The 13,143-nt window shown below is 58.9% G+C and carries 12 protein-coding genes and 1 pseudogene; 2 read left to right on the plus strand and 11 right to left on the minus strand.

Annotation, left to right across the window (positions count from 1 at the left end; genetic code table 11):
- Nucleotides 1-137 precede the first annotated feature (137 nt).
- The 3 genes from AWT75_RS10115 to AWT75_RS10125 are packed head-to-tail and all read right to left on the minus strand — an operon-like array spanning nucleotide 138 to nucleotide 1,543.
- On the minus strand, nucleotides 138-455 hold the full coding sequence (locus AWT75_RS10115; RefSeq protein WP_082086463.1) for a PilZ domain-containing protein: 318 nt from the start codon (nucleotides 453-455) through the stop codon (nucleotides 138-140).
- Nucleotides 442-999, minus strand: a complete 558-nt coding sequence (locus AWT75_RS10120; RefSeq protein ID WP_045847132.1) for an NUDIX domain-containing protein — start codon at nucleotides 997-999, stop codon at nucleotides 442-444. The genes AWT75_RS10115 and AWT75_RS10120 overlap by 14 nt, the downstream gene beginning before the upstream one ends.
- Nucleotides 986-1,543, minus strand: coding sequence for a DUF2062 domain-containing protein (locus tag AWT75_RS10125; protein ID WP_062789066.1), 558 nt, complete (start codon nucleotides 1,541-1,543; stop codon nucleotides 986-988). The genes AWT75_RS10120 and AWT75_RS10125 overlap by 14 nt, the downstream gene beginning before the upstream one ends.
- A 183-nt stretch (nucleotides 1,544-1,726) precedes the next feature.
- Here AWT75_RS10125 and AWT75_RS10130 point away from each other — a divergent pair, with 183 nt between their 5' ends.
- Nucleotides 1,727-3,511: an acyl-CoA dehydrogenase C-terminal domain-containing protein gene (locus tag AWT75_RS10130; RefSeq protein ID WP_062789067.1), complete on the plus strand. Its 1,785-nt coding sequence runs from the start codon at nucleotides 1,727-1,729 to the stop codon at nucleotides 3,509-3,511.
- Nucleotides 3,512-3,966: 455 nt separating this feature from the next.
- Here AWT75_RS10130 and AWT75_RS23825 read toward each other — a convergent pair.
- From AWT75_RS23825 to rhmD, 6 genes and pseudogenes are all read right to left on the minus strand, one after another.
- A pseudogene (locus tag AWT75_RS23825) lies at nucleotides 3,967-4,775 on the minus strand (HpcH/HpaI aldolase family protein).
- A 9-nt stretch (nucleotides 4,776-4,784) separates the two neighbouring features.
- Nucleotides 4,785-5,552: an L-rhamnose 1-dehydrogenase Lra1 gene (locus AWT75_RS10140; RefSeq protein WP_062789068.1), complete on the minus strand. Its 768-nt coding sequence runs from the start codon at nucleotides 5,550-5,552 to the stop codon at nucleotides 4,785-4,787.
- A 233-nt stretch (nucleotides 5,553-5,785) separates the two neighbouring features.
- Nucleotides 5,786-6,844 carry an L-rhamnose/proton symporter RhaT gene (gene rhaT, locus AWT75_RS10145; RefSeq protein WP_062789069.1) on the minus strand — a complete coding sequence of 353 codons (1,059 nt, stop codon included), beginning with the start codon at nucleotides 6,842-6,844 and terminating at the stop codon, nucleotides 5,786-5,788.
- A 4-nt stretch (nucleotides 6,845-6,848) separates the two neighbouring features.
- Nucleotides 6,849-7,748, minus strand: a complete 900-nt coding sequence (locus AWT75_RS10150) for an amidohydrolase family protein (protein ID WP_045847125.1) — start codon at nucleotides 7,746-7,748, stop codon at nucleotides 6,849-6,851.
- The gene (locus AWT75_RS10155) at nucleotides 7,736-8,095 is read right to left on the minus strand and encodes an L-rhamnose mutarotase (protein WP_062789070.1); all 360 of its coding nucleotides are present in this window, start codon (nucleotides 8,093-8,095) and stop codon (nucleotides 7,736-7,738) included. The genes AWT75_RS10150 and AWT75_RS10155 overlap by 13 nt, the downstream gene beginning before the upstream one ends.
- A 1-nt stretch (nucleotide 8,096) precedes the next feature.
- Complete coding sequence (gene rhmD / locus AWT75_RS10160) at nucleotides 8,097-9,296, minus strand: L-rhamnonate dehydratase (protein ID WP_062789071.1); 1,200 nt, start codon at nucleotides 9,294-9,296, stop codon at nucleotides 8,097-8,099.
- A 350-nt stretch (nucleotides 9,297-9,646) separates the two neighbouring features.
- On the opposite strand from rhmD, the gene AWT75_RS10165 reads away from it, so the two are divergent.
- Nucleotides 9,647-10,516, plus strand: a complete 870-nt coding sequence (locus AWT75_RS10165; RefSeq protein WP_275575736.1) for a LysR family transcriptional regulator — start codon at nucleotides 9,647-9,649, stop codon at nucleotides 10,514-10,516.
- A gap of 90 nt (nucleotides 10,517-10,606) precedes the next feature.
- Here the strand turns inward: AWT75_RS10165 and AWT75_RS10170 are convergent, their stop codons facing one another.
- The gene (locus AWT75_RS10170) at nucleotides 10,607-11,278 is read right to left on the minus strand and encodes a YecA family protein (protein WP_062789073.1); all 672 of its coding nucleotides are present in this window, start codon (nucleotides 11,276-11,278) and stop codon (nucleotides 10,607-10,609) included.
- Nucleotides 11,279-11,374: 96 nt separating this feature from the next.
- Nucleotides 11,375-13,063: an AMP-binding protein gene (locus AWT75_RS10175; protein WP_062789074.1), complete on the minus strand. Its 1,689-nt coding sequence runs from the start codon at nucleotides 13,061-13,063 to the stop codon at nucleotides 11,375-11,377.
- Between the last annotated feature and the right edge of the window lie 80 nt (nucleotides 13,064-13,143).

Raw genomic sequence — 13,143 nt, forward strand, 5'->3', positions numbered from 1 at the left:
TGACTAAAGAAAAAACCTGGGAAAAGAGTTTACCATTGGCATGGTTAAATTTTTATCTTTTAAAATCAAAGACATAAAAAAACCCCGACTAAAAGTACTGGGGTTTTTACAGATGTATCAATTTGTAAGCAGCTGTTTCAGCTTTTGCGCTGGATGATGCGCGTGCCAATTTCATAGACCTGGCCACGCTTCACCTCGTTGCAGCGCCTGACTTCCACTTCCGCAGCCAGTGGCTTGCCCGGTAAACCACCCACGGCCGGGGCCAGCACAATCACCGACAGGCGTTCGCCATGCTGGGGGACGTAGGAGCAACGAAAGGCCATGCCATCCACCGACAGATCAACACACTCGCCATAGTGTGTTTCACCGGTGTGCAGCGACTTGATGCGTGCCTTGCAGCCCATCTGCAAGCGGCGCGCACCGCGCCGTTCGTGGTAGGGGTCAAACGGCGGCACCAGGCAATCTCCCGTCCAGATGGGCAGCCAGCCAATGCAGGCCGACAATGGACTTGCTGTCGCAGATTTCACCGCTCAGCGCCATTTGCATCACCTGCTCCAGCGGCAGGGTGAAGACTTCCAGAAACTCGCCTTCGTCCAGTTCGCGCTCACCCAGTTCCAGATCCTCGGCCAGGTAGTAGCTGATCTGCTCGTTGGAATAACCGATACAGGGATACGCCGTGCCCAGATGCAGCCAGCGCCCGGCGCGATAACCGGTTTCTTCCAGCAGCTCGCGTCTGGCGGTCAGTGCCGGGGCTTCGTCGGGGTCTATCTTGCCGGCCGGAATTTCCACAAACACACGGCCCGCCGGGTAACGGTACTGGCGCTCCAGTACCAGCTGGCGGTCAGACGTGAGTGCCAGGATGGCTACCGCACCGGGGTGCAATATGTATTCTCGGCTGGCCTCGGCACCATCGGGCAGCAATACCTTGTCCTTGTGTACCTGAAGAAAACCCCCTTCGTACACCAATGCGGTTTGCAATTGCTTTTCAACAAGATCCACGTGCTGCCTTTCTTTTCTTCCAGTTACGCACTACCGCCCAGCGCCAGCCCAGCATCACCAGCACATAGCCCGACACCGACAACAGCAGCCCCAATACCAGCAAGCCCAACAACAAGGGCCAGCCCAGCAGTAACAACCAGTCAAGCAACTGGCGGCTCCATTGCCACAGGGTCTGGTTCTCCCAGAGTGGAGGCTGGCTCATTGTACCTGCAGTGGGGTCCCCCAGTAACAGCAGTCCGCAGGAATAAGCCAGAAAATAAAGTGGCAGGATGGTGAGCGGGTTGCTGTACAGCGTTGCCAGCAGGGCTGCCGGCACATTCACTTTCAGGCAGAACGCCAACAGCAAGGTGGACAGCCGCTTGGGCGGGCCGGGCAGCAAACCGGTGGCCAGCCCCAGTGCAACACCGCGCGCCACTTTGCGCCGGTTCAATGCCCAGCAGGCCGGCTGGTCCAGCAATGGCCCCAGCCAGCGCAGCGATGGGCGCTGCAACAGGTGGTGACGCCCCTTGCTGACACGTTGCAGCAGTTTTCGCAAAGCGGACATGAAGATGATGCTTCCCGTTGTCGTAATGCCACACCAGCAGCAGCCTGCCGCTAAAAGATGTTGTCAAAGCCGGCGGAATAATTTAAACAAGCGTTTGAATTAAGCGCATGCAATCAAATCGCCTTGCGTTCACGGCTATTCGACCCGGAAAACCCGGGCAGCGCAACCTACAGGAGAAACACCATGCCCGCATACAATGCACCATTGCGCGACTTTGACTTCGTACTGAACGAACTGATCAAGGTGCAGGACATCATCCCGCAGCTGCCCGGCTACGAAGAAGCCACCCAGGACATTTTCACTTCCTATCTGGAAGCTGCCGCCCAGTTCTGTGAAAGCGAGCTGGCACCCCTGAACCGCCAGGCCGATGAAGAAGGCTGCCAGTTCGACCCCAGCACCAAGTCCGTCACTACCCCGCCGGGCTTCAAGGAAGCCTACAAGCAATATTGCGAGCTGGGCTTTCCGGCACTGGACTGTGACCCGGCTTACGGCGGCCAGGGCATGCCCAAATCACTGGCTTTCCCGGTGATGGAAATGCAGTGTTCGTCCAATGTGGCTTGGTCGATGTATCCCGGTCTGTCGCACGGCGCCTATGCCGCCATTCACGCCCACGGCAGTGATGAACAGAAAGCCACTTACCTGCCGCGACTGGTGGATGGCAGCTGGACCGGCACCATGTGCCTGACCGAACCGCACTGCGGTACCGACCTGGGCCTGCTGAAAACCCGTGCCGAACCCAATGCCGATGGCAGCTATCGCATTACCGGCACCAAGATTTTCATCTCGGCTGGCGAGCACGACATGTCCGACAACATCATCCACCTGGTCCTGGCCCGCCTGCCGGATGCGCCGAAGGATGTGAAGGGCATCTCGCTGTTCATCGTTCCCAAGTTCCTGGCCGATGGCCGCCGTAACACCGTGGCCTGCGGCAGCCTGGAACACAAGATGGGCATCAAGGCCAATGCCACTGCGGTGATCAATCTGGATGAGGCACAAGGCTGGCTGATTGGCGAAGCCAACAAGGGCCTGGCCTGCATGTTCACCATGATGAACGCTGCGCGTCTGGGTTGCGGCATGCAAGGCCTGGGCATTGGCGAAGCGTCCTTCCAGGGCGCACTGGCTTATGCACGCGAACGCCTGCAAATGCGTGCGCTCACCGGCAACAAATGCCCGGACAAGCCGGCTGACCCCATCATCGTGCATCCGGACGTGCGCCGCATGTTGCTGACCCAGAAAGCCTATACCGAAGCCGGCCGCGCATTGACCGCCCTGCTGGCCTTGCAACTGGATATCGAAGACAAGCATCCGGATGCCGCGCAGCGTCAGGACGCGGCGGACCTGGTGGCCCTGCTCACCCCGGTGGCCAAGGCCTTCATGACCGATAACGGTTTTGAAGCAGCCAATATGGGCATGCAGGTATTTGGTGGCCATGGCTTCATCCGCGAATGGGGCATGGAGCAGCTGGTACGCGACTGCCGCATCTCGCAAATTTACGAAGGCACCAATGGCATCCAGGCCATCGACCTGCTGGGCCGCAAGGTATTGCTGGATCAGGGCCAGAAACTGCGCAAGTTCACCAAGCAGATTCACCAGTTCTGCCAGGCCAATGAAGGCAATGCCAAGTTGGCCGAATACATTGCTCCGCTGTCCAGGCTGATGAAGGATGTCGGCGAAGTGACCATGGGCGTGGGCATGGCCAGCCTGCAGAACAAGGACGAAGCCGGTGCAGCCGCTACCGACTACCTGCGCCTGATCGGCCATCTGACCTATGCCTGGCTGTGGGCGCGCATGGCTGAAGTGGCACATGCCAGCCTGGGTAAGGGCGATGATGCCTTCTACCAGGCCAAGATTGCCACCGGCCGCTTCTACATGGCCAAACTCTTCCCCGAAGTGCATACCCTGCTGGCGCGCATCAAGGGCGGTGCTGCACCGCTGATGGCGCTGGATGAAGAACACTTCGCGTTCTGATTGATTGCTGGCTCTACCCTTTGCACGGCCCTGCGGGGCGTTTTTTTTCGCCAGATTGCCGCCAAGTAGCTGTCGGAAAACAAAAAAAAGCCCGGAAAAACCGGGCTTATGAATAAAGGAATGAAAAAAAGAGAGCTCGTACTCTCGGTTTCATTCTAATCAAAACCGTCACGCACTGTCATGCTTTTTGCATGACAGCACGGGCAAGCAAGTACTCATGTCCAGCAGGAAGCAATGCAACTCAAGCCTGCAAATACACCACATGACTATGCGTGTACTCGTACAGACCATGCTTGCCGTCAGCCCCACCGATGCCGGATTGGTGTATCCCAGTACGGTAACCCTGCGTCGTTTCAAATCAGCCATTGCTGAATTTCAGACATCGGAATGCTCCTGAAAAATCATGTTGCCATGCTGGGCGCACATCACCAGCATGGGCTCTGGCCGGGGGATGGCTAATAGCCCTGCTTGCTGGTGACAGATAAAGAAGAAGCGCGGAAACGTGCCAGGCTGGCCAGTGCCGCCTGACGCAGCAGCGGGATATCGATGCTGATGGCAATAAAGCTGCAACCCCACTCGGCATAACGGCGGGCATCCTGCTCATTGGGCGCCAGAATGCCGCAGGCCTTGCCCTGCGCCAGGCAGCTGTCAATGACGTGGCGGATGCTGTGCTGGACGTCGGCATGGCTGGCATTACCGGCGTGGCCCATGCTGGTGGATAAGTCGCCGGGCCGATAAAAATGGCATCCACCCCTTCCACAGCGGCGATCTGCGCCGCGTTTTCCACCCCGCGTGAAGATTCGATCTGCACCACCAGGCACAGTGCCTGATCGGCCTGCGGTATGTAATCCGCCACCGCATCCCAGCGGGTGGCACGAATCAGTCCGCCGCCGACACCACGTATCCCCGCTGGCGGGTAACGCATGGCCCGCACCAGCGCTGCGGCCTGTGCTGCGCTCTCCACCATCGGCACCATCAGGCTTTGCGCACCGATATCCAGCACCTGCTTGATCAATGCCGGGTCGCCATGCGGGATGCGCACCACCGGATTGACGGGATAAGCCGCCAGCGCCTGTAGCTGTCCCAACAGCGTGGGCACGGTATTGGGCGCATGCTCGCCATCGAGCAGAATCCAGTCATGGCCGGTGGTCGCCAGGATTTCCGCGCTATAGGCGGAAGCCATGCCAGCCCAGATACCGTACAAGGGCGAAGAGGTGGGCATCTGCCTTAAGGCAAGTTTGAATTGATTACTTGGCAGTTGCATGGGCAACTCCTATTGCAGATTGACATACATGCCGCCATCCACCAGCAGGCTGGCCCCGGTGACATAACGCGCCAGGTCTGAGGCCAGGAACACCGCCGGACCGACCAGATCCTCCGGCTGTCCCAGCCGCCCCAGCGGGATGCGGTTTTGCATAGTGCTGCGCTTGTGCGGGTCGGCCAGATCCTCCCGGTTGATGTCGGTTTCTATGGTGCCCGGCAGCAAGGCATTGCAGCGGATGCCAAACGGCCCCAAGGCAATGGCGCAGGACTGCATCAGCGACAGCAAACCGGCCTTGGTGGGGGTGTAGTGGGTTTGCATGCCACCGCCCACCAGGGCACTGATGGAGCTGACTGCAATGATGGCACCGCCTTCGCCCTGCTGCTGCATCTGCCTTGCGGCCGCCTGTACCGCAAAATAGGCACCGTTGAGATTGGTATTCACTGTGCGGTAATACGTCTCGTGCGGCATGTCCAGAAAGGCGTGGAAGGGACAGATGCCGGCATTGCTGATGAAGACATCCACCCCGCCCAGGCGCTCCACCGCCATGGCAATCAGCGCAGCACCGGTGTCGGGATCGGCAATATCACCCGCCTGATCGGCCACCTTGCGTCCCAGAACCTCAATCTGGTGACGCAACGTCAGGATGTCATCCGCACTACTGCGGCCACTGTGGCCCAGCATCACATCCGCCCCATGGCGGGCACAGCCCAGTGCAATGGCCCGCCCTATGCCACGGGACGCCCCGGTAATCACCACTCGCTTACCTGCTAACAACATCGCTTTGTCTCCTCAGAAATACCGGCGATACCAGCCCGATGTGCGACAGCAAACCCTTGATCCCATGTCCATCACCGCAGGCCGGGGCCAAGGACAAATCCCGTTTTGCCAGCCGTGCTTAGCGCTGCTAACAAAACCTCGTAGAGAACCCGAGCCAAGGCGCGCCGCCGCAGACAGTACGAGGCGTTCGGCAAGGCGGCGCAACGCTGGAGCGGGGGTTTTGTTAGCGAGTCTTAATGGACGGCACTACCAAAACCCACCATGCCGATGGCGGCAATGATGACCACAATGCCCAGCAACAGGATGCGGCGTGTCTGCCGCGCAGTGCCGCGCCACTCGCCCAGGCAGACACCCCACAGATTGGAAATCAGGATGATGAAAGACATGTGCAGCACCCATGAGCTGGTGGGGTTATGCAAGCGGCTTTCGCCCATGCCATAAAAGAAGAACTGCAGATACCACAGCAAGCCACCCAGCGCGCACAGCAGGTAGTTGCGCAGCAAGGGGGTGTTGCGATTGACGAATTCGCCCAGACTGCGACGGCGCAAGGACAGGTGCAGACACCACAACGCATTGGTGGTGAGGCCACCGAGCATGATGACGGCAAAGGTCAGATTGTTCATGAACAGGGAATTGGCACCGTGCGCCACCGCGGCCAAGGCCAGTGGTTTGCCCGCATTGATGCCATAGCTGAAGCAGGCACTCAGGCAACCGGACACCAGCGCAACGGCGATGCCCTTTTTCATGTTGAATTCCCTGACCGCACTTTGCTTGGTTGCCAGATCGACTTCGCGCTCCTTGCGCATGCCGGCCACCCCGCACAACACGATGCCGATCAGCGAGCCCAGCACGCCCAGCAGCACCATCTGCCCGCCGCTGCTGAGCAGCATCTGGCTCTGGCGCAAACCATCCTCGCGGCCAAACAGGTCATTGAACAACGGCGGCATCAGGGCACCCAGGGCGGATGTCAGGCCCATGATGATGGACATGCCCAGCGACAGGCCGATATAGCGCATGGCCAGGCCAAAGGTGAGGCCACCGATGCCCCATAACACGCCGAAGAAGTAAGTCCAGCCCAGTGTCCCGCTGTCGGCCGCCTCAAGGATGGAAGCAAAACCCGGAATGGTCAGCGCAATGGCCAGCCACGGGGCAATCAGCCAGGAAAACAAGCCGCCCAGCAGCCAGAAGTTTTCCCAGGACCACAGCCGCACGCTGCGATACGGCAGATAAAAACTGGCGGACGAAAACGAGCCGATGAAATGAAACAACAGGCCCAGCAGAATGATGGCCATCTGGCTAGTCTCCCAATTGGTAAAAACGCCAGGCGTTGTCGGCAAACATGGCACGCCGCTCATGTGCCGCTGCCTGCGCCAGCAAGTTGTCATAGGCCTGCCACAGCCTGCGGTAGGAGGTGTACAGGCTGCACACCGGGAAATTGGAAGCAAACATGCAGCGTGCGCTGCCGAAGGCGTCGATGGCCTCGTACACCAGCGGCCGCAGACTGTCCTCGGTCCAGTGGTGGTCGAGCATGCCGAAACCGCTCAGCTTTACCTGCACATTCGGGCAGGCTGCCAGGGCACGCATGCCATCCCGCCACGCGCGCCAGCCGGCAGGGGCATGGCGATCCACATACATGCCGGCATGATTCAGCGCAAAGCGCACCGCCGGATAACGCCTGGCCAGCGCAGCAGCTTCCTGCATTTGTGAGGGGTAGATTTGCAATTCGAAGATCAGGCCGTGGCGTTCCAGCAAGGCCATCCCGCACTGCCATTGCGCCTCGCGCATGTAGTGGCGGCCCACATAGTCGAACTGCGGGTCGGCATGCACGTTGAGAATCTGCCGCACGCCACGTACGCGGGTGGAAGCTGCCAGTTGCCGGGCAAGCTGATCCGCCACCTGAGGGTTGGCCAAATCGAGAAAAGGCAGCAAAGCAACTGGCAAGGTATCGCCGGACAAGTCGAGCATGTGTTCCAGTTGGCGGGTTTCCTCCAGCGCATCCGTCGCATTGGCTTCGATATGCACCACGCCCGCCAGCTCGATATCGGCCTGCTCGGCCAGCTGTCTCAGGTCCGGCAACAGGAAGTCACGTGCCAGCGCGGCGTAATCACCCAGCAGATTGGGCTTGCGCCGGGTCAGCCAGGGGTACTGCCCTCCCCCCAGCCACCAGAAATGGCAATGGGCGTCTACGATGCGCATGGCGGCCCCTCCCCCGTACTCAGCACAAACATGCTGCACAAGCCTACCTGTACCGGCGAAAGGTCTGGCTGGGTCACCATGATGTCGGCCATATAGGCCCACCATTGCTGCATCACCGGCAGGCTGGGCAGGTCAGCCAGCCGGCCGGGCTGCCGGCAATACAGCACGGCAAACAAGGCGTCATCATTGTCATCATGAAAAATGCGGTACTCGACAATGCCGGCATCCAGTAGCGCGGTTTTCAGTTCCGGCCAGATGGCGGCATGGCGCCGTTGATATTCCTCGGCTTGCCCCGGAAACAACTGCATGCGGAAAGCCAGGGTGCAAAGTGCTTGTCCATGTGTCATCTCAGCCTCCCGGCGTGTGCAGGTAGGGGCGATGCAAGGCGCAGGCGGGATTAAGCTCCACGCCGAATCCGGGACGGTCCAGCCGCGATACCGGCATGCGGCCGTTTTCCGGCACCGGCTCGTGCAATAGCTGTGGACTGAACATCGGCACCACCCGATCGGCCTGCGGTGCCATCATCAGGAATTCGGCAAACGGGCTGTTATGACGGGTGGCGACAAAGTGATAGCTGTACACGCTGGAGCCATGCGGAATCACCAGCGCCTGATGCGCATCGGCCAGTGCCGAGATTTTCAACAGCTCGGTAATGCCGCCACACCAGCCGACATCGGGCTGGATGATGTCGCAGCAGCCCATTTCCAGCAGCATGCGAAAGCCCCAGCGCGTGGCCTCGTGCTCGCCGGTGGTGCACAACATGCCCGGCGGCAATTGCTGCCGCAAGGCGGCATAGCCCCAGTAATCGTCCGGCGGCAGTGCTTCTTCTATCCATTTCAGGCCAAACGCCGCTGCCGCCTGTGCCAGACGGGTGGCGTAGTTCAGGTCCAGGCTCATCCAGCAGTCAACCATCAGCCAAAAGTCCGGGCCTACCCGCTCGCGCATGCTGGCCAGCAAGGCCAGGTTTTTTTGCAGGCCGTCCTCCCCCTCTGCCGGCCCGTGGTGCAGCGGCATTTTCCCGCCGATGAATCCCATTTCGCGGGCGAGGTCTGGCCGTGCGCCGGTGGCATAAAACTGCAGCTCGTCCCGCACCGCACCGCCCAGCAACTGGTACACCGGCTCCTGCCGCACCTTGCCCAGCAAATCCCACAAGGCCAGGTCCACCCCGGAAATGGCGTTGAGCACCAGGCCCTTGCGTCCGTAAAACAGGGTGCCGTGGTACATCTGGTCCCAGATGCGCTCGATATCGCAAACCCGGGCCCCTTCCACGAAACGCGCCAGATGGCGCTCGACGATGAAAGCTGCCGGTTCGCCGCCTGTCGTCACGGCAAAGCCGACATTGCCGGCGCTGTCTTCCACCTCCACCACCAGCGTGCCCAGCACATTGATGCCAAAGCTGCGTCGGCTCTGCCGGTAGGCAGGGTATTTGGACATCGGCGTGGCGATGTGGTCGTCAATCCAGTGGCCATCGGCCTGATCGTGATAATCCGCACCACCACCTTGCAAGGTAAAGGCACGGACGTGTTTGATGACTGGCATTTGCTTCATGGTGAACTGCTCCGACGTTGAATATCCGAATCCAAACTGATCAGAAAAAACCAATATCCGGGATGAATTTACTGGAATGACTTGCGAAATTAATCTCAGCCAATAATAAAACCGACATAAGAATATTCACCCCATTCAATCAGGAATTATCTTTATTTTCTTTGGTAAATATCAGGCCATTGATGACAATCAGAAAATAAGCGGCAGCAGCAAAACTACGACATACTCGCAGAACCATCCAATTACATTTAATTAACTGGCAATACCTTCTGCTTATGGATAAAACTGCCATGCTGCCAGCAACACAGCACCGTCATTTACTGCAACGCCTGCGTTACAAGCATTTGCAAATGTTGGTGTTATTGGGGAATAACCAGAATATGAAACGGACGGCGGAAGGCATGCATATGTCGCAACCAGCTGCCAGCCGCATGCTGCAGGAAATCGAGGATATGTTTGATTGCCAGCTGTTTGACCGCCTGCCACATGGCATGCGCCCCACGGCACTGGGCGTGGTGTTGGTCAAATTTGCCACCCGCAGCCTGCACCACCTGGAAGGCTGCATGCAGACGCTGGCAGTGCAGAAGAAAGAAGGCTTTGGCTACTTGTCAGTGGGTGCCATCATGGGTGCGGCACCCGAGCGGGTCATGGCGGCGATTGCACGTTTGAAACAGGAAAGGCCCCGCCTGTGCATCCGCGTGATGGGAGACACCAGCGACGAAGTGATCCGCCTGCTGGAACAAGGACGCATCGACCTGGCCATTGCCCGGCGCAGCGCGAAAACCGAAGATGCGGCTTTTGATTTTTGGCCAATGGGTAATGAAGTATTGCGACTGGTGGTGGCTAAACACCATGTGTTATTGCAACAGCAACATATCGAATTGCCGGTATTACTACGAGACTGGCCATGGATATTACAAGCACCCAGCAGTCCAGCACGCATGGCATTGGAGCAATATCTGCTGCACGCCGCACTGCCCTTGCCCGGCAATATCATCGAGAGCAATTCGGTTTACTCCATGCTGCAACTGATTCAACGCACCAATGCGGTGATGCTGTTAGCGGAATCTGCCATGTCAGACTATCTGGAGATGGGCATCGTGCAGATATTGCCAATCAAGGTAGACATACCACTCCCTCCTTTTGGCATCTTGACGCGCAAGCATGAACCACTTAGTGCCGAACAACAGGATTTCATTTCATACCTGCATCAATCCTGAACCATGACCACCACATGGCAGTAAAAGAAAAAGCCTCCGTGTGGAGGCTTTCAGGTAGGGCATTCACCAGCCCGCAGACCGGCAGAAAACTCAGTTGCTGCCGCAGCAGGCCTTGTACTTCTTGCCGCTACCGCAGGGGCAAGGGTCGTTGCGGCCCACCTTTTCGCCTTCACGGCGTACGGTGGCCGGAGCCTGTGCCTTGGCGCGCCAGTAGTTGAATACGGCAATCAGGGCCTCTGGCAGCTGTTCCTTGCAGTCTTCCTTTTCCTCGTCGGTAAAGGTGACCAGGTCTTCTCCGTCTTCTTCCTCGAACATGCCGCCCAGCACCAGAATCGGCATCAGCAGGTCTTCGAAGCCTTCATCGTCCGCTGCTTCGAACCAGTCGGTATCCACCACGTCCAGCGCGTACAGATAGGCATTGCACCACGGCCAGTAGTCGGCTTCATCGTCGTCGCCGTCTTCGTCGGCGTACAGGATCAGGTCCAGTTCGCGGCCATCGGCCAGCACATGGGCGGTAACATCAAACAGCTTTTGCAGCAGGGCTTCCAGCTCCGCCTGTTCTTCGGCATTTTCAAAAGCCGGGGCATCGCCCAGCACTTCAGCCAGCCACATGCTGCGGTCGGCGACATCCGGTCCGCTGGCCAGCGCGGCAAAGAAGCCTTGTACTTCGTCCGGGCGCATGGTGCTGCCACTGATCGACAGGGGCGTCAGCAACTGTTCCAGCCGGGCCAGATCGGCGTCATTGAATACGATATCAGTCATGGTGCGCTCCTAGCGGTCAGATTGAATGGGCGCATTGTAGCGAAAAAAGCCCCGGCTCGCCGGGGCCTGTGCATACAAAGTTTGATCCATCTGCGTTTACGCAGTCTGACTGTCGTTCAGCCCCAGTTTTTCCTTCATTTGCTGGCGCATGACAAACTTCTGGATCTTGCCGGTAATGGTCATGGGAAAGCTGTCGACAAATTCGATGTAGCGCGGAATCTTGTAATGGGCGATCTGGCCCTGGCAAAAGGCACGCATATCCTCGATGCTGGCCTGTTCGCCATCGCGCAGCTTGATCCAGGCACACAGTTCCTCGCCAAAGCGGTCGTCCGGCACGCCAATCACCTGCACTTCCTGAATCTTGGGATGACGGTAGAAGAACTCCTCCACCTCTCGCGGGTAGATGTTTTCGCCGCCGCGAATCACCATGTCCTTCACCCGGCCCACGATATTCACATAACCCTCGGCATCCATCACTGCCAAGTCTCCGCTGTGCATCCAGCCGGAACGGTCGATGGAGTCGGCGGTTTTCTGCGGGTCGTCCCAATAGCCCAGCATTACCGAATAGCCACGGGTCAGCAGCTCCCCGGTTTCGCCATGCGGCACGATGTGGCCATCGTTATCGACAATCTTGACCTCCACATGCGGATGCACCTGCCCTACGGTAGACACGCGCTTGTCCAGCGGGGTGTCGGCACTGCTCTGGAAGCTGAGCGGGCTGGTTTCCGTCATGCCGTAGCCAATGGTGACTTGCGACATGTGCATCAGGGTAGTGACGCGCTTCATCACCTCGATGGGACAAGGGCTGCCGGCCATCACGCCGGTGCGCAGGCTGGACAGGTCGAATTGCGCGAACTGGGCGTGGTCCAGCAAACCGATGAACATGGTGGGCACCCCATGCAGCGCGGTACAGCGTTCTTCCTGCACGGTTTGCAGCACGCTGAGTGCATCGAAGCTTTCTGCCGGGAACACCATGCATGCCCCATGCGTGAGGCAGGTAAGCGTGCCCAGCACCATGCCGAAACAGTGGTACAGCGGCACCGGGATGCACAGCCGGTCGGCCGGACTGAAACCCATGGCCTGTCCGGTAAAGAAGGCGTTATTGAGAATATTGTGATGCGACAGCGTAGCCCCCTTGGGGCTGCCGGTGGTGCCGGAGGTGAACTGGATGTTGATGGCATCATCGAATTGCAGGCGATCACCCAACTGCTGCAAAGCCATCCGCTCGGCTGGGGTCGGTTCGGACAACAGTTCGGCAAACCCCAGCATGCCCGGCGTGGCCTGCTGGCCCATACGGATCACCCATTCCAGCTGCGGCATGCGGGCGGCCTTGAGCTGACCGGGCTGGCTGCCTGCCAATTCAGGCAGCAAGTCTTGCAGCATCTCGATGTAATTGCTGCTCTTGAAGCTGGGCGAAGCAATCAGGGCGCGGCAACCTACCTTGTTAATCGCATATTCCAGCTCGGCACGGCGGTAAGCCGGGTTGATATTCACCAGCACCAGCCCGGCCTTGGCGGTGGCAAACTGCGTCAGCACCCATTCGGCGTTGTTCTGTGACCAGATGCCGATGCGCTCGCCCGGCTCAAGGCCAAGGCGCATCAGGCTGCACGCCATCCGGTCCACTTGCTCCTGTAACTGGGCATAACTCCAGCGTATGCCTTGCTGGCGTACCACCAGGGCGTCCCGCTGGGCGTGGTGCTGGCAGGCTTCGTCAAACATCTGGCCGATGGTCTTGCCAATCAGTGGCTGCTGACTGGCTCCGTGCACGTAGCTGGCGTGCTGCATTGTGTGTCTCCTTGTTGTGGTCTCTTTATCCGGATGCGTCGTTTCCCTTGCGACGGCAGCCACGCTGCATGGCGCGGCCC

This window comes from Aquitalea pelogenes (genome assembly GCF_001515305.1).
In the GTDB taxonomy this organism is placed as follows: Bacteria; Pseudomonadota; Gammaproteobacteria; order Burkholderiales; family Chromobacteriaceae; genus Aquitalea; species Aquitalea pelogenes.